The following is a 24669-nucleotide window of genomic DNA, read 5'->3' as shown; positions in this document are numbered from 1 at the left end:
GCTACTTTGTCGGATTCCATGCCCATACAGGCGCGATCGCAAACCTATAGGATTCCCTGGACGAGTTGTATCGCCGCACTCGCCTTCATCCTCTCTGGATGTGCATCTAACTCCAATCCAGAGGCTAGTCCCTCTATCTCCCCATTGCCAGCCGAAACCATCACTGAAGAGGACATCAAAAATTACGCCAAGGCGCTTCTGGCGATAGAAGGTAGCCGTCAGACTGCCTTCAGCGAAATTCAGCAACAGATGAATCAAGAGCAGATTCCTAGTATTACCTGTACCCAACCCGATTCCCTCAAAGAACTCCCTTCTGATGTTCAAGGTATTGCAGTCAACTACTGCAACACCGCCAAAGAACTTGGCGAAAGTCAGGGATTCAGCATGGCTCAATTTAACGCCATGACTTATACTGCCCAATTAGACCCTGATTTACAACGGCAAATTCAGAATGAACTGATTCGCCTGCAACGTTAACTTTAGCTTGACAAGTTGGGCGATTTATGCTGATGTTGACGCAACGATTGAACTCAGCAACAGAAATCTCCGTTAATTTTACACTTTCCCTCACCGCAGAGGAACGCACCCGGACGCGCTACCGCTTTGAAACCCCAGAGGGTCAAAGTTTGTATCTGCGTTTACCGAGAGGGACTATCCTCAACGATGGGGATTTACTCCAATCACAGACAGGTGAGGTGGTGGTTCAGATTGCGGCGAAACCCGAACCTGTTTTAACCATTACTTCCTCCAATCCTCTGAGTTTACTGCGAGCTGCTTATCATCTGGGTAATCGCCATGTCCCCTTAGAACTCACTCCCCACTATTTACGCTTATCACCTGACCCCGTTTTACAGGCGATGCTCAATCAGTTAGGCGTGGAGGTGAAGCCAGAAATTGTCCCCTTTCAACCCGAAATTGGCGCGTATCACCATCACAGATAAGTGTCGGGAGTATGTCACAAAATACAAGTTATGCATTATTTAGGATATAACAGTTGCTATGACTCGCAAACGTTTGATTATTGAAATGGGTATGGGGGTAGACCAACATGGACAGGAACCCACTGTCGCTGCATCTAGGGCTGTGCGGAACGCGATCGCGCACAACGCTTTACCCGGTGTCTGGGAAGTTGCGGGTTTGAGCGATCCCAATCAAATGATTGTGGAAGTGCAAGTCGCTGTACCTTACCCGGAACAAGTGCGACAGGAGGAGGTTCTCGCCATGTTACCCTTTGGACAAAAATCACTCACCGTACAATCGGGTGGAATGGTGGTTCAAGGTCGAGCCATTCCTGAACTTAATGATAAAAATGACGAAATGCTAATTGCTGTTGCCGCCGTTACCGTTTTAGTGGAAACTGAATAGCTGAGTTAACCTGATTAAAATTAGAGAGTGAATATCTCGAACAGTCAAATAAAAAAATTACAGTTTAACAGGTTAACCGCTAAAGTGAAAATCCGTTTAATCCATCGCAAAAGCCAATGGACTCTGACTATTCAGGGATGGATAGTTACATTTATTTGTATAATTGCTTTAATGGTATTCACTCTCAGCACTATCTACCCATTCCTAGCGGTTAACTCTCCCGTGGCGGCTGATGTCATAGTGGTGGAAGGCTGGATACCGGATTATGCAATTAAGGACGCGATCGCACTCTTCCAGCGCGGGTCTTATAATCACCTGATTACCACGGGTTTACCCGTCTCGAAGGGATATTATTTAGCCCAATACAAGAATTTTGCCGAACTCACCGCCGCCACATTTATCGTTTTGGGGTTTAACCCAGAACAACTGGTAGCTGTTCCCGCCCCCAAGGTGATTAAACATCGAACTCAAGCAAGCGCCATCGCCCTACGGGAATGGTTATCGACGTCCGAATTAGACGTAAAATCGATAAATCTTTATTCCTTAGGACCTCATGCCCGTCGAAGCTGGATTATATTTAAAGCCGTATTAGAACCAGAAATCCGAGTCGGTGTGATTGCGGCTGAACCTCAAGAGTATGATCCTAAACAGTGGTGGCACTCTAGCGAAGGGGTACGAACCGTCATTGGGGAAGTGATCGCCTATCTCTATGCCCAGTTTGTCGATTGGGAATAGCCCAACTCTAGCTTAGTTGACGTACTCCCCTGTTCCCTAACAAATGACAGATGACGATTAAAAATCCACCCCTCGCTTCAAATCCACTCCTTTGTCACAATAATGCTTATGACAAATCATCTCCGAATGGACAGTTGCCAATTCAAAGTAAGCGGGTTGATTTTTACAACGACCTGTGATAATGACTTCCGTATCACGGGGTTTCCGTAACAGCGCCTCGACAATGGGTTCAACCTGCAACAGTTCCAAATCAACCGTCGGATTCAGTTCATCCAGAATAATCGTTTTATACAACCCTGACGCTAACGCCGCCCGGGCAATTTCCCATCCCCGTTCTGCTTCTACATAATCCAAAATTTGCTGCTGTCCCCGCCAAACGATCGCGTCTCGCCCACAACGCTGATGATCCACCAGATTTGGGTAGCTTTGGCGTAAGGCTGCGATCGCGGCGTCTTCAGTATACCCTGTCCCTCCCTTCAACCACTGCATAATCAGAACCCGGTGGGATTTATCCGTACTAATTCCGCGACCAATGGCTTGTAACGCCTTTCCTAACGCATTGGTCGATTTCCCTTTCCCCGCACCCGTATAAATTTCAATTCCCTCAATCCCCTGTTCCCGAGAAACCGGGTGATCGTGGGGAACCGACTCACTATGTAAATCTGCCAAATCCAACAGCGCTGGCGGCGTTCCTCGTCCCGTGACAATCACTTCCAGAGACGGGGGTTTATTTGTCAGGGTTTGCACCACCTCCTCAACCGGGAGTAACCCCAAATCCAGCAGGGGATTCAACTCATCCAGAACCACAACCGAATAGAGATTTGACGCGATCGCGCCTTTCGCCACATCCCACCCTCGCTGCGCCTCTAGCTTGTCAAACCGGGTTACTTCCTCTTTAGTAAAAAATTCACTTCGTCCCGTGCGAACCTGATCAATCAAGTGAGGAAACGCCCGTCGCAACGCCTCAATCGCCGCATCCTCATCATAGTTCCGTCCCGGTCCCTTAAGAAACTGTAACAATAACACCCGACTGGATTCTGCACAGTTGATCCCCAAACCAATCGAGCGCAAAACCACGCCCAATGCGGCTTGAGACTTCCCCTTACCCACGCCATCGTAAACATGAATCTGACCGGTGATGCGTTCTGTACGCTCAGCCGCCGTGCGAATACCAATACCTGTCCTAGTCATTGACGATCCTTGGGACTTTATCAACCCAACTCAGTTTAACGATACAACTGGGAATATTAAGAATAACCTTCACCCTTTTATCCCAGCCAGTCTAATATAGTATAAAAATATCCCCGTTGCCGTTATGGGGGAATAAGGTAGCAGGTAGAAGCCTCCAAGGATGTTAGGTTTATCATATCTACTTTTTTATCGCTCCTTAATTTTTCCGCACTACACGAGGAACTGATACATCGATCAAAAGGAAACTATTATGATAGATATTGTTTTGCCCCTACAACTGCTCCTCTTTCAAATCTTATTCCTCTTGGTTGCGATCGCCTTAGAAGCCAGGGTTTTGCACCAACGGCTAAAACTCACTCGTAAAACCAGTATTCAATATGCCACCTCACTGAATTTATGGAGCGTTGTCATTGGTTGGTTAACTTTTTTCTTCCTAGAAACTATATTGCCCCGATTTTTGCAGAATCAAATCGTTAGTTTTATTTTCTTCGATCATCCCATTGGCAGTAGATTAGATCAAGCAAATCCTCTAATAATCTCACTGGGCATTTGTATTTTCTTTTTTACTTTTATCATCAAACTGCTGGGGTTGGAATTACTAAAAATCTGGATTCATGATAACCCGGAACAGTTGAATACGAGTTCCAATTTATCAAATAAAAGACCCAGCTTGCTTAATTTGCCCAAGCGCAAAATTACCCAATCAAAACCTAATCCTGCCTTTGCTGTGCTACTGGCTAATGCCTATAGCTACAGCGCTATTTTGCTAATTTTGGTGTTACGGTTTCTGGAGTTTAATCGCGCCCTCTGAATCTACCCCTAACCTGAAATACCTTCGGGATAATTCTAACTATCCTGAAGCCCCTAAACCCTATTTTTAAATCAAAACGATGCTCAAGAATATTTTTGATAATTTTTTGAATTGGTTCAACAATACCCTGAAATTCTTATTAGGAGTATTTGTTCCTTCTAAGGCGTTCTCTTGGCAGACCTTGATTGGGCTAAGTATTTTCTCCTGGCTCATGTCATTTTGGGCAACGAACATTTTTAAGATTCTATTAGAGAGTTTTAGTTGGTTATTTTTAATTCTAGGTGTCTTTTGGGCGACGAGTAGCAATAAAGCCTTCAGCATTGGCAAAGTTTCCTTAAGTCCCTGGATTACTGGAGCGCTGATTACTATTTATCTTTCTGGCGTTTTTACAAGAGAATTATCACCCTATGCTTTAGTGTTCTGGCCCCTCGTATCGGCAGTAGTTGCCGCATTGCCCGTTTGTTTAGATGGCAATTTTAAGCCCAAAATTCCCGATAGAGACAAACGTCAACCCCTGGTGTGGCTATTCACAACTCAGTTGATATTAAGCAGTTGGTTTCAATTCTATTTTCTGGTGCAAAACTGGTTAGTTCAATATCCCACAATCACGGCTGATACATTTAGACAAAGTGCCTTTGTTGTCAGAATAACCATCGAGGAATCCCAGCAAAGGTTACCCCGGGGGGTTACCATTTTAGATTTGATGGCATCTCGCTTAGAAGAACGACTTGATAATCAACCTTGGTCGGATGTCGAGCGAATGCTTCTCCCCAGTGAACGCGAGCAATTGATTGAGCAGATTAAAGCCCAAGTGATGCAAGAACTCACCTCTGATGATATTAAAGAAGACAATTTGTGGCAAGTGAGTTCCGGAGAGATTTCGCTCCGGGATTCGGGGTATAACTTAGACCTACAAGCCCTTTGGCAAGGTCCGCGATCGCAACCCCAACCCTACTTACTCACCAAGTCTTGTCAGATCATATCCGTCACTCGGCGAACTGACATCGGTATTAGTCTTCTCGGTCAGGTAAAATGCGATCCGGCAGAAGGATGGGGCGTTCCTAAACCGATTGTTACCTCTCAATCTCCAACTTTATGAATTATGAATTCTAGACGCAACGAATGAATTGACAAAGAACAAAGAACAAAAAACAAATGACAACTAAAACTTTAGGTAGAATTTGGACAATTGCCACGAATGGGTTTCAGGAAGTCATTCGCGATCGCATTTTTTATGTGATTGGCTTTTTTGCCCTGCTGTTGGTTGTTGCGATACCACTCCTAGGGGAAGTTGCCGCTACCACAGAAGATAAAATATTTATGGATTTAGGTTTAGCGGCGATTGGTGTTTTGGGAGTACTCGTTGCCATATTTGTCGGGACAGGTTTGATTAATAAGGAAATCGAAAAACGCACTGTCTTGGTTTTAATCCCTAAACCCATCTCACGGGCAGAATTAATTATTGGCAAACATTTAGGGTTACTAGGAGTCCTTGCGGTTTTGGTTATCGCCATGACAGCTATTTACTTAGCTCTCCTCAGTTTCAATGGCATTAATTACCCTTTAGTCAGCCTACTGATTTCGGCACTTTATCAGTTTTTAGAGTTAAGCCTAATTGTAGCTGTAGCGCTAATGTTTGGCGTATTCACCAGCTCAATTCTAGCCACACTCCTAACCGTTGGTATTTATTTAATGGGACATTTGAGTCGCGATGTGCTGGAGTTAGGGAAACTCAGTGAAAACGCGACTCTAGAGACGATAACCCAAGCTCTTTACTTAGTGTTACCCGATTTATCTCGTCTGAATTTGAAAAATGAGGCGGTTTATGGGTTGCTCCCTTCCTCTTTGACTCTGTTAGGACATGCCGCTTATGCCATAGTCTACACGATCTTGCTGCTTGCGATCGCGATTCTGATTTTCTCCCGACGTGAATTTTAATTGGTAATTGGGCATTAGGGATTGGGGATTGGGCGAAGCATGTCCTCCTGTGCACCCCTGTTCCCTACTTCATGTATTCACCAAAATAAAATCCTGCACAATTTCTACCACTTCAGGCGCAATCTCATGCCCCATATCCACTTCTTTGTACTGCATCGGGGCGCCTAAGGCGAGTAAATAATCCCGCAATCGATGAGCTACCCTCAAAGGGACAACATTATCTTGTCTACCATGAACGATTAAAACAGGGGGCAAAGGAGGTTCAATCTCTTGAGGTGTACGATGCCAATAACCACTCATTGACACTAAACCCGCTAAGGGTAAATGTAAGCCAACATCTAGAGCCATGGCTCCCCCTTGAGAAAAGCCCATCACAATAGTAGAGCCAAGAGGAATATGGGTGAAACTTTCTAAAGACTTTAGCCAGTCTGTCAAAAGACGCTGACTTTGTGCCAATCCCTGATAATCTTCTCGTTCCAAGTCATACCACATATAGCCTCCAGGCACATGGGGGTGGGTAAAGGGTGCATTGGGTAGCAAAACATGGTAATTAGATAGAGCCAATGCTGGCACTAGAGGTTGCAAATCCTTAGCGTTAGCCCCCCAGCCATGCAAAATCACAACCAGTCCCACTGGTTGTTGACCTGTAGCTGGTGGAATTGAAATCGTCTCCAAAGACAGGGGCTTACTCCTGAAAAATTTAACCTGTGACCATACTTGGGTTACAAAGGTATTATACCTGCGAGGATGAATACCATCCGAATGAAACGAAAACAAGTTTTCTCACCAGAGGTGATTCATTCCCCACTATCCCTCTCTTGTATAGTAGGGGTATTCTCGCCAGAGCGGGATAAGCGATCGCTACATCCATGACATCAAGTGGGTTATTTTTTGTCATGGAATGCCTAAATTTCCCGGACGGTGGCGTTCTCTGGCGTTCAATCCGAGAAAATATAGCAGTTGACGTACAAAAAAATTTATCCTTCGTCCTGGGAAGACGCAGGGCACAATCATGGATTCAACAGGGGGGTTTGGGTAATAAATCGGTAGAGGTGTCCAATGATTTAGCTGGACGCCTAACGCCTCACGCCATATCTGTATTTAGATTGGCGTGAGAGGGATAGGCGGTCAATCAATGGGGTATTGAACCCCATTGATTGACAACATCAGATTGGGAACTTCAGTGTTAATTTGCAGAACTTGGTTAGATGCTCATATTCCCTATCTGATACTCGCGTTGTTCACTGTTTCATGGTTGTCAAAACAGTTTCAATTTGCTACCCTTATCAGGTGCAGGTTAAATAAATTAAAAGCTAACCGCTTGCCTGTACTCTGAACCAAGACAACCTGGGATATAGGCTTGAGTCCAGAAACAGACTACACGTAGTCGCATCTGTGGGCGGGTAAAATTCCAGCAGTACAAGGAGCAGGTGACAAAACTTTTGTATTTTCCGGCGCGGTGGGGCATCCCGTGTCGTTAATAAAGCTCAGTCAATGTCCGAGGCAATAGCTGGAGTCGCTCTAGAGCCTACACCATACTGTACTCACTTGGTGTAGGAGATGTCACTTACAGTTACTCAGCCCTGACCCGATCCCCAACTTCTTGCAGAAGTTGGGGATCTAATTCCTTACCACTCAGCAACATTTTTAAAGCTACCTTGTTTAACAATAATGTGGCGATTGCTATCAAAGCTAATCTTGCCCTGATTTTTTAACTTGTTCAGGAGTCGGGTGACGGTAACACGGGTCGTACCGATGGCATTGGCAAGGTTTTGGTGCGTCAGGCGTATCTTCAAACGAGTCCCTTCGGGTACAGGTTGACCCATTTCCTGTTGCATCAACAGCAACAAGTGTTGTAAACGATCTTCAACTCGACGCTGACCCGCGATGGCTAGGAGTGCCTCACTTTGGCGTATCCGGTGTATAACTTGCGGTAATATTACCTGAGCCAATCGAGGTGAATCATTAATCTCTTCTAAAGAAAACCAAATCAGATGCACGTCAGACAATGCTATAGCTTGGTAAGCACTCAGTAGAGAAAACCAACGACCAAAAAACATTGAAGGTTCTGCCCAACCAAGCCACACCTCTTCTCCATTTTGGCAAAGGGTACTCAGCTGAACTACTCCTAGAGAGACTTGCCAAACTCCTTGAGCAATTAGGGGAATTTTGTCCCCTTTAGCATAAAAATGCAATCGACGTGAATCTTGGATTTCGGCTTGACCAAAAGATTGAGTCGGGTTTACGTCCAAAACGGCTCTGGAAGTTGGAATCATGAGCTGCAACTCTCTCCAGCCAGATTTTCACAAGCTGGTATAGCAGGGCAGCTCTACTGTAAGCAATCAAGGTAAAGGCTCGGTAATCAAAAGATTAAGTCAATTAAATATTTTATTTTTATGAGGTATTTATTCTAGTTGTCATGTTGTGCGTCTTCGACACTAACAGGTGAGGGATAAGTTGTGGTGGTAAGCGGGTGTACAACGATTAGACGCAAGTCCTGGCGGGTTTCGGGATGGAGATATCGTTCCTGGAGCGCTCGCCATTCCTGCCATAATTGATAACGATTGCCACTCAACTCCTCTACTAGGGTTGGTAGTTCCTTCTTAATTTCTAAGTGTAGACAATCCGATAGAAATTCTGCCAAGACGAAACTATCTTGAATTTGTCCCAAAGTACCCTGAATAGATTTAATCTCTTTCACATAATCCTGATAGGGCGTATCATAAAATTCAGTAAATAATTCCATTTGATAGCGCACTCGTTTAGCTTGTTTCCGCAAACTGTGCAACACTGAACTCTGGTTACTTAAGAGTTCAACGACATGCTCTAAACTCAAATCCTGAGTCACCTGCTTCTGTCCGTCTGAGAATTCTACGCCCATCAACCATGCGGGGTGGAGGAAAAACTGACTCACAAACGGTAACAGTAAGTCAGGCAAAATCTGATCAATGGGAAATTCGGCAAAAAATCCGTAAGTCGGCGTCTGCAACCAATCTTGAAATGCCAGTTTCATTTCCTGATAGGGTTTGTCGTTGAGGGTTTTCTTAACCTGAACTAAGACATGGTGACGCCGCTTTGCTAAAGTGCCTAATACTTTTTTGCCGATTTTTTGTTCAGAGTTGGGCAAAGTGGGCAGATACTGATTTTGCAGCGCATCTTGCATGATGTCTAAATCCCGCAGTTGTCCCAGCCGTCGCGCTACTTTAGCAATCTTTTTCTCCCTAGCGGCTTTGGGTAACACCAAGGCTGGGTCAAAACCTTTCACTACTGTTCGTAACCGTCGCATCCCTACACGCATTTGGTGTAGCGCTTCAGGATCTTTATCCTTGAGAACATCAGTTTCATACTGAATGGTTCTCTGGAAATGTTTTTCAATAGCTAGATAAGCCCAATAGCCCAAGAGCTTTGGGTTTGATGAGGGAGTGGTTATCATCGGTATGGTGTGCGGTAGACATCCGGCACGTTTGCCCCCGGGGAACAACATAGGGGTAAACGTTTGTTTTTCTGAAAATTTGTATCAACATATCATACCATACTCGTGACTCAAAAATTGTTATCTCCACTACCTAATGACAGGAAGGTGAACATCTGGGGGATGATTTTTGATCGGAATCGGCTTCCTCGGCAAATTTTGCCATGAATCATACCTTGCCGGATCTGGCATCTAAGGATTATCTTTAAAGGATGAGTTCTCTCGACATGGCTTCTTGCCATCCTTTGGGCTAATCAAAGTCAACCTGTTGGCGACCTATAGTCTGAGGGGACTCAAATGTACTCGTCTCAGTCTAGGTAAGTGTCGAAATCCCGCAAGGCTTCCGCCGTGAGCGTCAGCCGAACGGGAAAAACCAGGAAATCCAAGTTGTGAAGCTTGGAAGCCCACACCAGAATCTTTGATTTGGTGTGGGAGGATGTCACCGCGACTGACAATTGGGCGATCAGTTACAAACAACTAGCTAACGCAATCCAACTCCAACGGTATGATGCCTCCTCAAGACTTGGGAGCAGCAGTAAAATTCACTAGGGCATTAGCAACCAGCGACTTTTCTAGCTTAATGCCCAGACCTGGTTGGCATGAAAACTCATCGTCAGGAAAAGGCTTTTTGTAGCGGTGGGAATAACTAATATCAGTGAGCAGTTATCTCCTAGTTGATGCTCAGGATATTGATTATCTTTATATCTCTTAAACCGCGTTTACATTGAAAACCGTAGTTTTCCCCTGAGAAAAAACTCCAGTTTTCTCAATGGACGAGGTTGAGATGAGGTATTCGCTGAGTACTTATTTATACCGCGCTGAGCTAGAAATTGGTAGAAACAAAACCGGGAATTGGCGATGAGTTATACCTATTATTTATGCTTTAGTTATGCCAACTTTTGGAGGTGATAAAAACGGATTCGCCACAAGCTGATTTATGTTCATAAGTTTGAATGAAAAACGACAGTTTGATGAATCAATAACGATTGGTATATCGAATTAGTCCAGAAACTGTGGCATCCATTATCTAAGCGTTTTACCGGGAGATGGAATTAACTGAAATCTAGATTCCAACCCTAAACTGAACAAAATTAGCATTTTTTAGACTGCCCATTTATTGAGGGTAATCTTATCTTTTTTGGAATTCATCCATGATCTTACTCATGGAGAAGGTGAATCCTAATTTATAGAATGCAAGTTGACACCATAATGGATAGCCTGTAGCCAAACCAAAGCCATAAAACCAGGCAGTTTTTATGAAATCAATTCAATGTTTAAGTAAATCCAAACTTCTGAGTTTGCACGAAACGGGAGAACGAAATTTTTCCGGAGTTAATTTGATGGGAACCGATTTAACTGAAGCAAATCTGAGTCGCATTAATTTGAGTGCTGCCCATTTGCAGCGAGCTAATTTAGCCAAAGCTAAACTGATTGGTGTTCAGCTTAAGGATGCAGATTTAAGCAAGGCTAATCTTAAGAACACACTATTGATTGAAGCCACGCTTTGCCAAGCTAATATGACTGCTGCAATTTTCCGGGAAGCTGATTTGAGTGGTGCGATTCTCAGTGGCGCTACCCTAATCGACGCGGATTTGCGACATGCTACATTAATTGGCACCAGTCTCATCGATGCCAAAATGAAACGAGCCAAACTGGCAAAGGCGAACTGTACGGGAGCCACCTTCAGTCGTGCTAGTCTCAAAGCCGCCGATTTGAAGGGTGCTACGTTAAATCGAGCCATTCTCAGCGAAGCCGACTTAAGGGGAGCCAACCTGACGGGCGCTTGCTTAATTCGAGCCTATTTACATCGGGTAGATTTGCGAGATGCTAATTTGACAGAGGCTGACTTGAGTGATGCAGATCTCAAGGGCGCTGATCTGAGTCATGCCAATTTGTCAAGGGCTGACTTGAGTGGTGCGAATCTGAGTCAAGCGAATCTTACGGGGGCTAATCTGAGTGGCGCCCATTTGCCAAACGCGGATCTCAGTCTCGCCAATCTGAGTGGATTGCTCCTCAAAAAAGCCAATTTGCAGAGCGCCCAACTCAGCAAAGCCAATCTGAACCGAGCCAATTTATATAAAGCCAATTTGTCAGGGGCTAATTTGCTAGAGGCAAACTTAGACCATGCTAACTTAGCTCAGTCAAATCTAAAGCGAGCGGGTTTACTTCTGGCTTATTTAACTAATGCTAACTTGAGTCATGCTAATCTCAAGGGGGCTAACTTAATTGGCGCGAATTTAATGGGAGCGGATTTAAGTAATGCTTCCTTAGCCGGAACTATCATGCCCAATGGTAGGATACACTCCTAGAGCGTCCTCTAAACCGAGGTGGATTCCAGAATTTGAAGCAATCCATGTCGGACGCCATAAAAAACTCGCTCAATGAGAATTCGTTCATGCTCCTTTAAACTATCTTTATAAAGTAAAGCACAGTTTAAAAATTGCTGGTCGGAGGGGGTGATGCAGCGATTCATTAAAATTTGAGTCACTAAATCTTCGATATTTGTATGAGGCAGAGTAACGTTCATTGACTTCAGAAATATTAAATTCTTTTTGTTGTCATAATTATGAATGATTTTCTATGTCAATCTTGTGATCGTTCTAAAAGATGGTTTGTGATTCTTCTAAAAAGCCAATCGTGATCTGTGATCAAGTTATGCAGTGATATATGTCACAAATGAGAGAAAATCCCATATAAGACGTTCCCCATAGATCAGCCGATTTTAGGTAAGGTGGGCAAGAGTTATAAATTTGGGAGAGCCTGTGCTGTTTATGAAAATGAGCGAATTTTACCGTCAGTTAGAGAGTGCAGCGATTAAATCAAAAGCCCTACGACAGGCGCAACTGGGGATGATTCGGGCAGAGGTGCGGCTAGAAGACGGGAAATTATTGGGAAGTGGGGAGTTATTCCACCGTGACTGATTTTGCCAAATTCCTAGGTTGATCGACATCTAAACCCCGTCGCGCAGCAATATGATATGCCAAAAGCTGTAATGGAATCACCGCCAGAATCGGAGAGAGTAATTCCTCGACTACAGGCACTGATAATAAAATATCAAAGGTTTGAGCGGCTTCTGGATCATGCATGGGTGTCACCCCAATCAATCGCGCATCCCTTGCTTTGGCTTCTTGGGCATTAGATAGCACCTTCTCATATACAGTACCAGGCATCGCGATCGCAACCACGGGAACTTTGGCATCCAATAGGGCAATAGGTCCGTGTTTCATCTCCCCCGCCGGATACCCTTCGGCGTGAATATAGCTAACTTCCTTAAGTTTCAGCGCCCCTTCTAAGGCAATGGGGAAATTAATTCCGCGCCCTAAAAAGATAAAATCTTGAGTTTCGGCAAACTCAGTGGCTAACTCTCCAATATAATGCTCCTGACTGGATAGGACTAATTCAATCTGGGAGGGAAGTTGGCGCAACCCTTCAATAATTTCGGCAATCCGCGACGGGGGTAGAGTTTGGCGTCGATAGGCTAAATCTAGGGCTAAACAGTAAAATGCCACTAACTGAGTGACAAACGTTTTAGTGGCGGCGACACCGATTTCCATTCCGGCATAGGTTTCAATAATATGCGGTACTAAATGCGCCAGGGAACTTTCTGAACGATTGGTAATCCCCACCAATCGCGGCTGATACTCTACTCCTAAACCACTGCGTCGCCGTGTTTCCATCTCTAACGCGGCTAGGGTATCAGCCGTTTCTCCGGATTGGGTGACGCCAATGGTGAGGGTATTGCGCGTCAGAGGTGAGGGGGCATAGCGGAATTCTGAGGCATATTGTACCATCGTGGGAATTCCGGCTAATTGTTCTAGCAGGTATTTCCCCACCAGACTGGCGTGCCAACTGGTGCCACATGCCAATATCTGAACGTGTTCTAAGTTCTCATACAAGGATTCGGGAAGTCCCAATTGTATCGGCGTGGTTGTGGATGGGGTTTCTCCGGCGACTTGGTTTTGATCAGGTATTGGGGTAATGCCATCCTTTTCTCCCACAGACCAATTACTGTTAACATAAGCCTCTAAACAGGTTCGCACCACACCCGGTTGCTCGAAAATTTCTTTGAGCATGAAATGACGGAATCCCTGTTTTTCCACTTGTACGGGATTCCAGTTGAGGGTGCGGGGGAATTTGCGAAGACGTTCCCCGTTAAAGTTGTAGACTTCTGCCCCTAGGGGGGTTAACCGTGCTAGTTCCCCATTCTCTAGGTTCAACACTGCATGGGTGTGGGGGACAAGGGCGGGGGTATCGGAGGCGCAGAAGAATTCCCCTTGACCAAATCCCAGGATTAAAGGAGCCTGTTGTCGTGCAACAATGAGTTCATCGGGATAGTCTGCACAAATAAGTGCGATCGCAAACGCACCTTGGAGTTGATTCACCGCTTGGCGCACGGCGTCTAGCAAGGCATTCGGGTTTTGAAAATCAGGGGTTGAGGGTTCGGGGAGAAATTCGGCAATCAGGTGGGGAATCACTTCGGTATCGGTATCAGAACGGAATTCATGTCCCCGTTTTTTTAAGCTTTCCCGTAATTCCCGATAGTTTTCCACAATGCCATTTTGCACCACGGCTACGCGATGATGGGTGTCGGTATGGGGGTGGGCGTTGTATTCTTCGGGTTTCCCGTGAGTTGCCCAACGGGTATGTCCAATACCGAGTCTGGCTTGGTTCTCGGTGCGTTCAAGTTTTTCCCGTAAATTATAGAGTTTACCCTTAGCGCGAACGCACTGAATTTTTCCTTCCCCGACGGTGGCAATTCCAGCAGAATCATAGCCTCGATATTCGAGTCGTTCTAACCCTGCCATTAAAATATCTGTCGCTGGTTGCGTGCCGATATAGCCGACGATTCCACACATTGAACCGCTCCCTCCTCAAAATTGAATACCTGTTTTTTCCTTGGGGGAGTGAAGGCACCCCCACTGTACTCCACTTCGTTGCGTTGAGGATGAGGTTCTATAGCTCCCCCAAACCCCCTCATTCCCATAGGCTAGAGGGCAATCCGTGGAAACGTCAAGAATCGTTACCACGACTTACGCACAGGCTTTACCGTTGAAGTGCCATCTGTAGAAGGGACACGACATGTCGTGTCCCTCCCAAACTTGCCTTTTTGTATCTCAATTTACTGAAAAATTGGCAATTTCTGAGTAAGGACACAGCAGCATTACCATGCAAGCGATCGCTTGAATCCTAATGCAGCCATACCCCTACAATAGTATAGACTGATTTTCAAAACACCCTTAGTAGGCAAGACCCATACTGCGGGTGGTTTCAGCGCCAAGATAAACTCGAACGCTCAAGAAATCGGTCGGACAAGCGGTTTCGCAGCGCTTGCAACCGATGCAATCTTCGGTACGTGGAGAAGAGGCAATCTGACCAGCTTTACAGCCATCCCAGGGTACCATCTCCAACACATCGAGGGGACAAGCCCGCACACATTGGGTGCAACCAATGCAAGTGTCGTAAATTTTGACGCTATGAGACATAGAATAACGACTCCAAACGAGAGTTATCGGTGATTGATTTAGATATCCTCCCCACGCTAATCCCAATTAGGGATACTCAGGGATTCTAATGGTATACCGTTTACCTGATGACTCAGGTAAGCTGAGCACAGCCCCAACTTTTGACAAGCCCCCGTTAATCCCTATTCAGGTTAACGGTAGGTTCTGTGACAGTACGCAATCTATTATTGCAGATGGATCTGCTCACACACGGGCGATCGCTCTCGCCGTCTAATCAAAGATGATCACAGGAGTCTTCTCGCCGATCGCGGTAAAACAGACAATGGATTAAGGCTTAGTTTACCGCAGCGCTCTCATCTGTTTGAGCATTAAGTTACAGAACTTTAAACTCTGTAACATCTGAGGTGAACTGAAAACGGATACATAAAGAATAACGGCACAAAAGTCAAGTTAGATTATGTCATCAATTCTAGAAAACAAAGATCAAAACCATCCGCAAGAAAAGAGCGATCGCGCGATCGTGGATAGTCTATTGAAAATAAAAGCTGATCCGACGGATTACCAGTTGACGGAATTGGCGCGGTTACGGATTCGCTATTCTCGGTTTCCTGGCGCTAGGGAGATTCAACAGGGGCTTGAGCGGATTCTTCAGCAGTGGAATTTAACAGAAGACGAGTTATTTGAGTTAACCCGTCAAATTCACAGCCAAGGTCAAGTTTCCAAGCAACCCCAGTCTGTAGATAGCCAAGATGACTGGACTTAGAATTAAGCTATCATTACATTTATCTGATAGTTGAGACTTTCCATCGCCCCTTACCCTCACTCTGTATCCACCGATTGCTTTTTGGGGATTGGCGGCAATTTTTTCAGGATATGTTGATGGTGATTGAGTCGATGTTCAGACTTAACCAACTCCTCATTAATGGATGCTAGATCATGCTCACGGGATTGATCCACTACCTTAACCGCCGCTGTTGTAATTTCAGCACTGGCGGCTTCTACAACTTGCGCTACTTCGATTTGGTGTTCTAACTGTTCCGTGGAGGAGACAAGTTCACTCAATCCGTTGACTAACTCTTTGAGATTTTGACGGAACCTAGGATCACCCGTTAAATCTTCCAAATCTGATGTAATCTTTTGCGTATTTTCAAAGGTTACCCGTGCTGAGTCTAATAGCTGTTGCAATACTATAGCAGTGCTGGGACTGTCCAACGAATTAGAGAGATCGCGCAAATCAGCAGATACCTCAGTCGCATTAGCGGAGAGGGTAGCTAAATTTTCGGAGGCGGTTTCAACGTTTTCGATAATGTTGCTGATATCCGCTTGATCGACTCGTGCATTCACTAAATCAATAGTCGTGTTGACATTTTCTAGAGCAGGTCTCAAGTCGCCTAACAGAACGCGCAACTGTTCGCTGCTTTCACTAACACTGGCTAAAGTTCCGCCTAAAACCGCCCGATTTCTGCTGACTAAATCATTCGTTGAGGCAATTAATCGATTGAGTTGAACGGCTGTCTGGCTAAATTGCTCCGCCGTATTGCCAATGCGTTGAGTCGTCTGGGTAGCCGCCGTCGTAATCGCATCAGACGCCTGAGAAAAGCCGCCGACTTCTTGGCGCACGGAACGAGATAATAAGGATAATTCACCCGCAAGTTGAGCGATACCACTGGCGGCGAGGGAGGCATTTTGGGCGAGGTCGTTAATATTATTAAAAAATTGGGGATCGGTGTAGATGGTGGTCAAGCGATCAGTATTGCGGAGAAGTTCAACAAAGCTCACCCCAATCTCACCCTGAATCCGCTCACCGCTACAAATAATCACATCCGAATTACATTCAGGACTCAGAGGCTCCATCGATTGGATACTAGGGGACAATTGTTGGAGTGGGGTAATGTCTACCGAGGTTTCACCAATTAAACCTGATTGATTGGCTTCAATGGCGACATCCTCTGGGATCACTAAGTCTTCTGATTCAATTTCAATGGTGACATCAACGCCATTGGTTGTGGCTTGAATATCCGTAATGTTGCCCACATCAACCCCGCGATAGCGCACAGTGGCTCCTTCTTTCATCCCGGCGACGTCAGGAAAGTTAACGACAAAGCTGTAACTGCTATCGCCAAACTTCAAACCCCGAATCCAAACGACCAAGCCGACAAACACTGCCAATCCAACTAGAATTAATAAGCCAACGGAGCCTTCTCGAACGGTTCGCGATCGCATGGTTTCTCCTCACTGTACCCTTAATAAACTACCCAGACCTGCTATCGCAGAGGTCTGGGTTTTCAGTAGCCCTGAAGTCATCGAACAAGCCAAGCTGAACATATTCGACAGTTCGATTTAACTTGCACGACAACCCCGTGCCTCCAGGCTGGTTTATAGACAGCCCCACAAGTGCAATATTATTGGCTCCGTTGAAATCAGCATCCCCATGCCAACCACAATGCCCACATTTAAAAGTCTTGCCACTACGGTAAGACTTTCCTTTTATCGGATGAATATGCAGGCACTTGTGACACATTTGGGAAGTATAGGCAGGGGGAATTGGGATAACTTGAACACCAGCACTCCTGGCTTTATACGCGATAAACGTTCGCAGTTGATAGAACGCCCACGAATTTGAGTGTCTTCGCTCAGTCTTGTTTCTCGGTTGCTGGTTAGTTCTTTCTCTAATGCCTGTTAAGTCTTCTATAGCAATTGAGGCACTTAACTCAACTGCTCGTTTGACCACCAACTTGGAAATGTTGTGGTTGAGCCATTGTTGGTAGCGCTTCTCCCTCCCCGACAGCCGTTTCAGAACAACTCGACATCTACGTCGAGTTGTTCTCGTGCCTTTCGAGGCTTTTTTCTGGAGAGATGCTCTAACTCTGGAAAACTTATCTCGCACCGACTGGATATGCAAGCCGTCCCACCTTTCATCCTCTGACGTAACAGCAATGTCGCGACGCCCTAAATCGACACCAATTACCTTATCGGTATTTTTTGGGTCTGGAGGGGTATCCTTAATCTGAATATGCAGGTAGAACTGACCGTCGCGGTGCTTACACAGTTGAGCTGAAGTCGGGTTCCTCCCTTTGAGTTTTCCTCTTTGGTAATTACCTGGCTTTAACTTAACTCGCTCTCTACCATGAATGGTGGCAAGGCTTACCGTCCAGTCGTGTTCACGAAGTCGAAACAAGTCCTTGTCACAATCCATACTGCTTGGTATAAAGCCTTTAACAGGCTTACCCTTGGAAAAGGCAACCTTTCGGTTAGCCGCTACTCTTGCACAAGCTCTGACTGCCATATTGGCTACCAAATTGAATTGGCTTTTAATGGTTTGATAAGTCAAAGATTGGATAGCAATTTTGTTAGTCAGTTTTGGTGCTGTATGTTCGTTCACGTAGTGGCAAGCATCCGCAAACGCCTGAAGGGTTGCCTCTAATTTGGCAACCTGTTCAGGGGAGGGTTGAAGCTTTATGACTATCGTGAGGACTTGTTTCATGGCTACCATTGTACCAACTAGCGGGAAATAACTGGAAATACTTCGGGCGTTTAGCGTTGGCATTTCCCGCTCTCCCCCAAAGGCTTACCTCCACTTCGTGAAGGTTGAAGCAAGATTCCCCTCGCGATTTAGGTGGTGAATTGACGGGCATTTGCCTGGATAGACGATAATGACAAATGACCGATCAAGCCCTTGCCTTTATCCTAACCAACCACCTGAATCGGTCCGCTAGTACTGGCACTAAAAAATTGTCGCACCAGAGGATTATCGGTTGTATCAATCTCGCTGATATGACCTTGCCACTGTACCTTGCCTTTGTAGAGAAAAACAACTCGGTCTGTGGTGTTGCGAATGGTACTCTCTTGGTGAGTCACCATAACATGAGTCTTACATCCGCCTTCAGCACCTTGAAGTTGACGGACTAAATCCTCAATCACAGTAGAAGCGATGGGGTCAAGTCCAGCAGTAGGTTCGTCGTAGAGTAAAATTTCTGGGTTATCTTGGGGATGATCGGGGTTGGTCATAATCGCCCGGGCAAAACTCACCCGCCGACGCATCCCGCCTGATAGTTCAGCCGGATACTGATCACCAATTCCGGGTAACCCCACCATCTCTAGCTTTTCATCCACCAATTCCCGAATCCGCTCCTCAGACAGTTTAGAATGCTGGTAGAGGAAAAACCCCACATTTTCACGCACAGTTAACGAGTCAAACAGAGCGGACTGCTGAAACACCATACCGATGCCTATTGGGTCTTTGGCATCTTCAATTAAACCAGAACGCTTTTGTCCTTGCACATAGATTTCACCTGCATCCAGTGGCATTAGACCCGCCATCATGCGTAGAATTGTAGACTTACCCGTTCCAGAGGGTCCAATGATACCTAAGGCTTCACCCTGATAAATGGTCAGATCAACATTATCCAGGATAACGTTACCCCCAAAGGACTTGGAGACTCCCTTTAGTTCAATCAGTGGTTCTTTAGTGGGATTTCGCATGAATTGGGAGGGTTAAAGCCGTTTCAAGCTATTCGCGGGAGTCTGGGTTAACATCCTCACCACCAGAGAAGTGCGGTGATTCCTACCAGTCGAAAAGTTTTAATTGTGTCCAACTACTTACAATTAGCGATCGCGATCATGATTAACCTCGTTCCTACTGTCTTAGCGCAGGATGGTGCTACATGAGAAGAAACACATCTGCATTTTGAGTAAGGGCGGGTTTTGTTGAAATGTTATCAGTATTTCCTCTAAGGAAAGCATCTAAACCCGCCCCTAAAGTAAATTTTCTCCCTATCCATCCCCACCGCACGAGACGGTGGGGATGGGTAGGGAGTTCATTAACGAGAACCACTCGCTGCCATAGCTGAATCCGCTTCTGATTCTGCCTCCAACCCAAATACACGACAGAAGGCTTTTTGCACCTTATAGCCTGAGTCAATCGACTCCAAGGGGTCTTTCCGCAAGCGGTGACGCAAGCATAACGTAATCACCCGACGAATATCATCGACTGTGACTTCCGTGCGCCCTTCAAAAGCAGCCAGAGCTTTTGCAGCACGGTTGGTGACAATATCCCCTCGCAATCCATCGACATCCAATTCTGAGCAAACCTCAGAAATATTCACCCGCATGTCATAGTCCATTTCAACGTGGGGCAGTTGTGTCTGGGCGCTGACGATCTGCTGCTGCAAAGTCTCTTGGGACGCTTGGTGTTCTTTGATGTAATCCAATGGATTTTTGTCAAACGCCGCCCGTTCCTCCACAATTTTGACCCGCAGGGCTGGCTCTTTGACGGTGCGGATTTCCGCGTGCATACCAAACCGATCAAGGAGTTGCGGACGCAGTTCTCCTTCTTCCGGGTTGCCAGAACCTACTAACACAAAACGAGCCGGATGGCGAATAGAAATGCCTTCTCGTTCGACTGTATTCCACCCACTGGCAGCCGAGTCGAGTAGCACATCAACTAGGTGATCGTCAAGCAGATTAACTTCATCCACATAGAGGATTCCGCGATTGGCTTTGGCTAACAGTCCGGGTTCAAAGGCTTTCACCCCTTCGGCTAATGCCTTTTCAATATCAATCGTGCCGCACACTCGGTCTTCGGTTGCCCCTAAAGGCAGATCAACCATCGGTACTTTTTTCTTAACGGTTGGAGCAGATTCTACTCCTCCATTACTATTCATCCAGTCGGGTTCGTTGGGATCGCTATTGAAGGGATCGTCGGCAACCACCTCAATGTCTGGCAACAAGTCAGCCAACGCCCGAATGGTGGTGGACTTACCCGTACCGCGATCGCCCATAATCATCACCCCACCAATTTTGGGGTCAATGACATTCAGCAGGAGAGCCAGCTTCATTTCTTCCTGACCCACAATGGCAGTGAACGGAAAAACGACGCGGCGAGCAGTCTTAGGGGCTTGGGCAGTCAGACTCACTTTGATTACCTGATAACCGATCTTCTAAATCACGCCTTTTATTGTGCCACAGAGGAGCCAATTTGTAGGGACGGGTTTTACTGAGAACATTTTGGAGACACCCTCTAACTGAACTCAACCCGCCCTTGTTGGGGTAGCCCGGTATAATTTCCCTGTCTCCCAATCAACAAATGACCAATGACGAATCACTTGCATCTGTCCCTATTCCAGCAACGGTGCTACCAATAAGGAATAAACCTGACCATCAATCAAAAGGCGGGTAATTCCTTTGGCTTGTAGATAAGAACAGGTTTTCTGTAACATTTGCCCATCAGGAACTTTGATCACGCGCTGGGAACGGTTGGAAAAACGTCGTGCCACCCGATGATTATCAAAAACTGGCAAAGTTTGTTGCTGGACTTCCTCAGCCGGAATACGTCCCAAGTCACTAAATTCTCGCAGAGGTCGCGCAATTAACTCGGCTGCCCGGTCTATCACTAAATAACAGGGTTTCGGAAAAGAAGCTTCCGAAAGGGGTAAGACCTGAACATTTGCACCACTGGGAACATAAGTCGTGGTCAGAGGTTCTGGAGTAGCAATATCTTCCTCGTCTTCGTCCCAATCCTCCTCAAAATCCTCATCTAAATCCTCATCTAAATCCTCATCTAAATCCTCATCTAAATCCTCATCTAAATCCTCATCTAAATCCATTAAATCTTCATCATCCAGCAACTTCTCTAAGGGGTTGGTTTCTACCTGCTCTATCTCTTCAATCAGGTCTTCTGAGTCTTCTGTATCCCTTTGAGCTTCTGTGCGATTAAAGTCCAGAGGCAACTCACCTTGTTTTGCCTTGGACTCTGTATCCAATTGATCGATGACAGAAGAACGCCTGCGCCGCCGACGTTGATTTGCATCCTCAGATACTGACGATTCATCTTCTGATTTTTCGTCTTCTGATTCTATCGAGGGTTGGGGAGAGGGGGTAACCGAAAATTTAGGTTCAATCCGTTCCAATAGCTTGGGTTTTGGCTTCGCCCCTGACGTCCCCGTCCCTGGCGTCCGATTGGCTCGCTTTTGCTGGATGAGTGTTTCATAGTCTGACTCTAACAAACTGCTTTTGAGCAGGCGGCTAATCGTTGAATTACTTACACCATAACGATCAGCCAGGGTTGAGGTGGTCTCTTCGGGCCGTCGATACAAGTTCAAAATATCTTTTTTGTCGGTTTCAGTTAGTTTTCTGGGACTCATAGCTAATTTTAAGTTCGCCGACGTGAACTGCGGCGAGAACGACTTGATACGTCATATTCCAGGGCAGCGCCTATGGCAAAAAGTACGGCACTAAATATAAAGAAGACATCCAGGAGACCTCCACTTTCATATTCCTGACCACGAGCCTTAGCCAGAGCATCATAAACTTTAAACCCCATATCCGCAATGTAGAGGGAAAACGTTGCCGCTGCAATCATGCGCCATGATTGGGCAAAGCGCCCCCCCCAAAATGCTAACAAAAGTGTTGAGGCAATGATGAGTAGGAAGACATCGAAAACGATGTAGACAAAATTCAACGTTCTAGAGAGGGGACTTAGTGCTTTGTCCAGGGAAATCACCCAACTGGGCAAGTTTGTGGCTTCTGGAGCCTCAGCTGCAGGCGTTACAGCTAGTTCAGTTGGGCTAACTGCAACCTGTGGTACGGTAGAGGCAACCAATAGGGGAGATGGTGTTTCTGTTGCTTGCTCAGTTCTCAGCCAGAGAGAAGTTTCAGCCTCTGACTCTACCGCTACAGGAGGAGCTAATAAAACCCAAACTGCCAAGGCAATACCCAAAGCGGCGATTAATCCTACCGTTAGCCATTGCTTCCACTCTAAGTTTAAGCGCCTCGGCAGAACGGCTAAGATCATGCCCCAACCAATACAGATATAAGAAATCACATAAAAGAAATCGGCAGGAGATACATCTGGATCAAGACTAAAATATAGCTCCCATATCCCAAATATCAAGTTAGCGATAAAGTAAAAAAACATACCCAAACCGATTCCCAGCCAGACATTGCGTCCACTGGCAATCTGGGGGCTACGCCAATTTCTATAGCAGAGTAAAGCAGCTCCTAAGAAGGGCAAACATTCTAGGAGATACGTGCTAAAGGAGTACCAAAAGGGATAATCTTCTCCCGGTGCTTTGACGCTAAACAGTAGAAAAAACAACATGGACACGACTGCCCAGGCAATTCCTGCATAGACGATATTCTGACCGGTCAGTAGGGATTGAGTTCCAGATGACTTATCTACTGAGCTGCTCATAATGCTTTATTTTGAGATCCCTAACAATGGCAATTACACAGTACTTATTCTATAAACCTTAGCGGCTGATGCCCTAAAATGCCATCTTGAGGACTGTCTATGATACATTTATTTATCCAACGTCATCCATTATCGCCACAATTTCCCTAGGGGAGAGGATTTGAGCCACTCCATAAACTGACTTTGCTCAGTTGCTTGCATATCCTGCAAGATATCGCCCACTCCTTCGGCAAAATTCCCATTGCCAAAGTATTCCTTCCCCAAGCGATAGAGTTCCTGCAATAGCGTGATTAGATGGTGTTCTTCCCACGGCGGAACCTGTAGAGTGTTGAGGGGATCGACAGTCAGTAAGTGATTCACGGCTTCTGGCGAATCGGCTTGAGGAAAATGCCATTGTTGAAAGACTTCTGTGATATCCTTCTGAAATAATCCCGCTTGCCTATTCCCGAGCAAATCTTCCACATCGAGGTAAACCGTTTGCAGGAGTAGGAGACAGGCTTGGGTATAGGGAACAATTTTGGTATCTGGACCGCCTTCTGTACCCAATTGCTCCAGACGGATTTTTCCCCACACACTAAAGCGGTCAGGTTCTTCTAATAAAACACAAGCTTTTCCCTGATTATCCGTCAAATCTCGCCAAAAGGAGCGGGCTTCTTCTTCCTGATGAGCGCGAAACACGCTAATCAAGCGAAAGGTTTGCCCCTGATAAGTGAGAATCGGGATTTGCTGCTCTCGCTTCGGGTGCTGAATGCTAGAAATTTCAACATCCTGCCTTTTGAGAATAAACATAACACTGGCAAATGACTCCTGACCGAGCTAGGGTGGTGCTATAGGACGGGCTGTAATTTAATTAACTATCTTGTTTGGGACTTGGGCGAGTGACACAGAAGCACAGCTTGGTTCGTTGGCGCTCTCGCTATTTCCCTAAACTGGCAACTCATCTGTTTTTCGTTTTTCTCAACTAGATACCTCTTCCATACCCCAAGGTATGGGTGGGGTAGTTGACACAAGTATTGATCCGTTATGTTGGTTTATAGTAGTCTACCTTGACCTTAAGCTGCTTGAGTCTTTAGTTTCCTCAAATATCACCGAAAAGCACCTGGCACACATAAAAACCAATGTCGGTTACAATGCTACATCAACGATATCCTATATTTTTGCTACCCTGAACTAAAGTTAAGTTCAACAGCGATCGCTCGGATTGGGATCGATTGGTTGATGAATATTGCCAGTTAGGTGTCTATTTTTTGTATTATAAATCTATGCCCTCGTAGCTCAGGTGGATAGAGCAAGGGATTTCTAATCCTTTGGCCGTGGGTTCGAGTCCTACCGAGGGCGCTCTGAAATTGGGGAAAAGGTGATCAGACACAGGCAGATATTAGCATTAGCCAAACTCAGCCGGACGATGTCCGGGAGTTGGGTGTTAATTCAACAAAATTCGCCAGGATTCCCCCTCCTCGAAGCGAGTGAGCGTACCCTTCCCGAAGGCTTCGCCAACAGCTCA

24 protein-coding genes and 1 tRNA gene are annotated in these 24669 nt (G+C 45.8%); 11 read left to right on the top strand and 14 right to left on the bottom strand.

The genetic code is table 11. The features are described from left to right. The first annotated feature begins 6 nt into the window (after window positions 1–6). Genes ACLGGO_RS11670 through ACLGGO_RS11655 form a run of 4 tightly spaced genes read left to right on the top strand, consistent with a single transcriptional unit; the run spans window position 7 to window position 2100 of the window. Entirely contained in the window at window positions 7–477 is a 471-nt protein-coding gene (locus ACLGGO_RS11670) for a DUF4168 domain-containing protein (protein ID WP_446337061.1), read from the top strand. 26 nt (window positions 478–503) lie between these two features. After that, window positions 504–941 (top strand): urease accessory protein UreE, encoded by a 438-nt coding sequence (gene ureE, locus ACLGGO_RS11665; protein ID WP_446337060.1) that lies wholly within the window; start codon window positions 504–506, stop codon window positions 939–941. 58 nt (window positions 942–999) lie between these two features. Beyond that, complete coding sequence (locus ACLGGO_RS11660) at window positions 1000–1365, top strand: Lin0512 family protein (protein ID WP_446419431.1); 366 nt, start codon at window positions 1000–1002, stop codon at window positions 1363–1365. Window positions 1366–1398: 33 nt separating this feature from the next. After that, window positions 1399–2100 (top strand): cytosine deaminase, encoded by a 702-nt coding sequence (locus ACLGGO_RS11655; RefSeq protein ID WP_446419465.1) that lies wholly within the window; start codon window positions 1399–1401, stop codon window positions 2098–2100. Between the two features lie 57 nt (window positions 2101–2157). On the opposite strand, the gene ACLGGO_RS11650 is transcribed toward ACLGGO_RS11655, so the two are convergent. After that, window positions 2158–3291, bottom strand: coding sequence for a cob(I)yrinic acid a,c-diamide adenosyltransferase (locus ACLGGO_RS11650; RefSeq protein WP_446337054.1), 1134 nt, complete (start codon window positions 3289–3291; stop codon window positions 2158–2160). Window positions 3292–3541: 250 nt separating this feature from the next. Between ACLGGO_RS11650 and fraC the strand changes: the two genes are divergently transcribed. The 3 genes from fraC (at window position 3542) to ACLGGO_RS11635 (ending at window position 6040) form a co-directional block, all read left to right on the top strand. Continuing rightward, window positions 3542–4102 (top strand): filament integrity protein FraC, encoded by a 561-nt coding sequence (fraC, locus tag ACLGGO_RS11645; RefSeq protein ID WP_446337053.1) that lies wholly within the window; start codon window positions 3542–3544, stop codon window positions 4100–4102. A gap of 79 nt (window positions 4103–4181) precedes the next feature. After that, a complete protein-coding gene (locus tag ACLGGO_RS11640) occupies window positions 4182–5201 on the top strand; it encodes a DUF5357 family protein (RefSeq protein ID WP_446419430.1) in 1020 nt (339 codons plus the stop codon). A gap of 56 nt (window positions 5202–5257) precedes the next feature. Continuing rightward, entirely contained in the window at window positions 5258–6040 is a 783-nt protein-coding gene (locus ACLGGO_RS11635; protein WP_446337051.1) for an ABC transporter permease, read from the top strand. Window positions 6041–6109: 69 nt separating this feature from the next. On the opposite strand, the gene ACLGGO_RS11630 is transcribed toward ACLGGO_RS11635, so the two are convergent. The 3 genes from ACLGGO_RS11630 to ACLGGO_RS11620 all read right to left on the bottom strand — a co-directional run bounded on the left by ACLGGO_RS11630 (window position 6110) and on the right by ACLGGO_RS11620 (window position 9473). Beyond that, window positions 6110–6721 (bottom strand): alpha/beta hydrolase, encoded by a 612-nt coding sequence (locus ACLGGO_RS11630; protein ID WP_446337108.1) that lies wholly within the window; start codon window positions 6719–6721, stop codon window positions 6110–6112. A 947-nt stretch (window positions 6722–7668) separates the two neighbouring features. Further along, complete coding sequence (locus ACLGGO_RS11625) at window positions 7669–8316, bottom strand: Crp/Fnr family transcriptional regulator (RefSeq protein ID WP_446419429.1); 648 nt, start codon at window positions 8314–8316, stop codon at window positions 7669–7671. Between the two features lie 134 nt (window positions 8317–8450). Continuing rightward, window positions 8451–9473, bottom strand: coding sequence for a CHAD domain-containing protein (locus tag ACLGGO_RS11620; protein ID WP_446419428.1), 1023 nt, complete (start codon window positions 9471–9473; stop codon window positions 8451–8453). 1295 nt (window positions 9474–10768) lie between these two features. Between ACLGGO_RS11620 and ACLGGO_RS11615 the strand changes: the two genes are divergently transcribed. After that, a complete protein-coding gene (locus tag ACLGGO_RS11615; protein ID WP_446419427.1) occupies window positions 10769–11821 on the top strand; it encodes a pentapeptide repeat-containing protein in 1053 nt (350 codons plus the stop codon). A gap of 8 nt (window positions 11822–11829) precedes the next feature. Here the strand turns inward: ACLGGO_RS11615 and ACLGGO_RS11610 are convergent, their stop codons facing one another. Then, window positions 11830–12039, bottom strand: coding sequence for a hypothetical protein (locus ACLGGO_RS11610; RefSeq protein ID WP_446337047.1), 210 nt, complete (start codon window positions 12037–12039; stop codon window positions 11830–11832). 250 nt (window positions 12040–12289) lie between these two features. Between ACLGGO_RS11610 and ACLGGO_RS11605 the strand changes: the two genes are divergently transcribed. Further along, the gene (locus ACLGGO_RS11605; protein WP_446419426.1) at window positions 12290–12433 is read left to right on the top strand and encodes a hypothetical protein; all 144 of its coding nucleotides are present in this window, start codon (window positions 12290–12292) and stop codon (window positions 12431–12433) included. Here the strand turns inward: ACLGGO_RS11605 and glmS are convergent. Together glmS and psaC are read right to left on the bottom strand one after the other, a co-directional pair. After that, window positions 12416–14368, bottom strand: a complete 1953-nt coding sequence (glmS, locus tag ACLGGO_RS11600) for a glutamine--fructose-6-phosphate transaminase (isomerizing) (protein WP_446337045.1) — start codon at window positions 14366–14368, stop codon at window positions 12416–12418. The genes ACLGGO_RS11605 and glmS overlap by 18 nt on opposite strands. Before the next feature lie 381 nt (window positions 14369–14749). Next, window positions 14750–14995 (bottom strand): photosystem I iron-sulfur center protein PsaC, encoded by a 246-nt coding sequence (gene psaC, locus ACLGGO_RS11595; RefSeq protein ID WP_006616272.1) that lies wholly within the window; start codon window positions 14993–14995, stop codon window positions 14750–14752. A 436-nt stretch (window positions 14996–15431) separates the two neighbouring features. Between psaC and ACLGGO_RS11590 the strand changes: the two genes are divergently transcribed. After that, window positions 15432–15737 (top strand): DUF3288 family protein, encoded by a 306-nt coding sequence (locus ACLGGO_RS11590; protein WP_446336349.1) that lies wholly within the window; start codon window positions 15432–15434, stop codon window positions 15735–15737. 56 nt (window positions 15738–15793) lie between these two features. Here ACLGGO_RS11590 and ACLGGO_RS11585 read toward each other — a convergent pair whose 3' ends face one another. From ACLGGO_RS11585 to ACLGGO_RS11555, 7 genes are all read right to left on the bottom strand, one after another. After that, complete coding sequence (locus ACLGGO_RS11585; RefSeq protein ID WP_446419425.1) at window positions 15794–17197, bottom strand: MlaD family protein; 1404 nt, start codon at window positions 17195–17197, stop codon at window positions 15794–15796. Window positions 17198–17225: 28 nt separating this feature from the next. Next, window positions 17226–18458: an RNA-guided endonuclease InsQ/TnpB family protein gene (locus ACLGGO_RS11580; RefSeq protein ID WP_446336354.1), complete on the bottom strand. Its 1233-nt coding sequence runs from the start codon at window positions 18456–18458 to the stop codon at window positions 17226–17228. A gap of 203 nt (window positions 18459–18661) precedes the next feature. Next, window positions 18662–19456, bottom strand: coding sequence for an ABC transporter ATP-binding protein (locus tag ACLGGO_RS11575; RefSeq protein ID WP_446334520.1), 795 nt, complete (start codon window positions 19454–19456; stop codon window positions 18662–18664). A 338-nt stretch (window positions 19457–19794) separates the two neighbouring features. Continuing rightward, a complete protein-coding gene (bchI, locus tag ACLGGO_RS11570; RefSeq protein WP_446334519.1) occupies window positions 19795–20889 on the bottom strand; it encodes a magnesium chelatase ATPase subunit I in 1095 nt (364 codons plus the stop codon). 201 nt (window positions 20890–21090) lie between these two features. Continuing rightward, the gene (locus tag ACLGGO_RS11565) at window positions 21091–22116 is read right to left on the bottom strand and encodes a hypothetical protein (RefSeq protein WP_446419424.1); all 1026 of its coding nucleotides are present in this window, start codon (window positions 22114–22116) and stop codon (window positions 21091–21093) included. Between the two features lie 8 nt (window positions 22117–22124). Next, window positions 22125–23165 (bottom strand): hypothetical protein, encoded by a 1041-nt coding sequence (locus ACLGGO_RS11560; RefSeq protein WP_446419423.1) that lies wholly within the window; start codon window positions 23163–23165, stop codon window positions 22125–22127. Between the two features lie 129 nt (window positions 23166–23294). Next, window positions 23295–23954: an Npun_F0813 family protein gene (locus ACLGGO_RS11555; RefSeq protein ID WP_446334516.1), complete on the bottom strand. Its 660-nt coding sequence runs from the start codon at window positions 23952–23954 to the stop codon at window positions 23295–23297. Between the two features lie 475 nt (window positions 23955–24429). On the opposite strand from ACLGGO_RS11555, the gene ACLGGO_RS11550 reads away from it, so the two are divergent. Next, window positions 24430–24503, top strand: a tRNA-Arg gene (locus tag ACLGGO_RS11550). Window positions 24504–24669 lie beyond the last annotated feature (166 nt).

Origin of the sequence: Coleofasciculus sp. (genome assembly GCF_046565525.1) — a bacterium.
Lineage (GTDB): Bacteria > Cyanobacteriota > Cyanobacteriia > Cyanobacteriales > Coleofasciculaceae > Coleofasciculus.
Note: the sequence above shows the minus strand (reverse complement) of the source record. Positions and strands in the feature narration are given on the sequence as shown.

Bases quoted from the DNA above. Each gene is read 5' to 3' on its own strand.
- glmS (WP_446337045.1), bottom strand. From the start codon at position 14,368: ATGTGTGGAATCGTCGGCTATATCGGCACGCAACCAGCGACAGATATT.
- ACLGGO_RS11605 (WP_446419426.1), top strand. From the start codon at position 12,290: ATGAGCGAATTTTACCGTCAGTTAGAGAGTGCAGCGATTAAATCAAAA.
- psaC (WP_006616272.1), bottom strand. From the start codon at position 14,995: ATGTCTCATAGCGTCAAAATTTACGACACTTGCATTGGTTGCACCCAA.
- fraC (WP_446337053.1), top strand. From the start codon at position 3,542: ATGATAGATATTGTTTTGCCCCTACAACTGCTCCTCTTTCAAATCTTA.
- ureE (WP_446337060.1), top strand. From the start codon at position 504: ATGCTGATGTTGACGCAACGATTGAACTCAGCAACAGAAATCTCCGTT.
- ACLGGO_RS11560 (WP_446419423.1), bottom strand. From the start codon at position 23,165: ATGAGCAGCTCAGTAGATAAGTCATCTGGAACTCAATCCCTACTGACC.
- ACLGGO_RS11575 (WP_446334520.1), bottom strand. From the start codon at position 19,456: ATGCGAAATCCCACTAAAGAACCACTGATTGAACTAAAGGGAGTCTCC.
- ACLGGO_RS11565 (WP_446419424.1), bottom strand. From the start codon at position 22,116: ATGAGTCCCAGAAAACTAACTGAAACCGACAAAAAAGATATTTTGAAC.
- ACLGGO_RS11650 (WP_446337054.1), bottom strand. From the start codon at position 3,291: ATGACTAGGACAGGTATTGGTATTCGCACGGCGGCTGAGCGTACAGAA.
- ACLGGO_RS11580 (WP_446336354.1), bottom strand. From the start codon at position 18,458: ATGAAACAAGTCCTCACGATAGTCATAAAGCTTCAACCCTCCCCTGAA.
- ACLGGO_RS11640 (WP_446419430.1), top strand. From the start codon at position 4,182: ATGCTCAAGAATATTTTTGATAATTTTTTGAATTGGTTCAACAATACC.
- ACLGGO_RS11590 (WP_446336349.1), top strand. From the start codon at position 15,432: ATGTCATCAATTCTAGAAAACAAAGATCAAAACCATCCGCAAGAAAAG.
- ACLGGO_RS11620 (WP_446419428.1), bottom strand. From the start codon at position 9,473: ATGATAACCACTCCCTCATCAAACCCAAAGCTCTTGGGCTATTGGGCT.
- ACLGGO_RS11610 (WP_446337047.1), bottom strand. From the start codon at position 12,039: ATGAACGTTACTCTGCCTCATACAAATATCGAAGATTTAGTGACTCAA.
- ACLGGO_RS11625 (WP_446419429.1), bottom strand. From the start codon at position 8,316: ATGATTCCAACTTCCAGAGCCGTTTTGGACGTAAACCCGACTCAATCT.
- ACLGGO_RS11635 (WP_446337051.1), top strand. From the start codon at position 5,258: ATGACAACTAAAACTTTAGGTAGAATTTGGACAATTGCCACGAATGGG.
- ACLGGO_RS11585 (WP_446419425.1), bottom strand. From the start codon at position 17,197: ATGCGATCGCGAACCGTTCGAGAAGGCTCCGTTGGCTTATTAATTCTA.
- ACLGGO_RS11615 (WP_446419427.1), top strand. From the start codon at position 10,769: ATGAAATCAATTCAATGTTTAAGTAAATCCAAACTTCTGAGTTTGCAC.
- ACLGGO_RS11660 (WP_446419431.1), top strand. From the start codon at position 1,000: ATGACTCGCAAACGTTTGATTATTGAAATGGGTATGGGGGTAGACCAA.
- ACLGGO_RS11555 (WP_446334516.1), bottom strand. From the start codon at position 23,954: ATGTTTATTCTCAAAAGGCAGGATGTTGAAATTTCTAGCATTCAGCAC.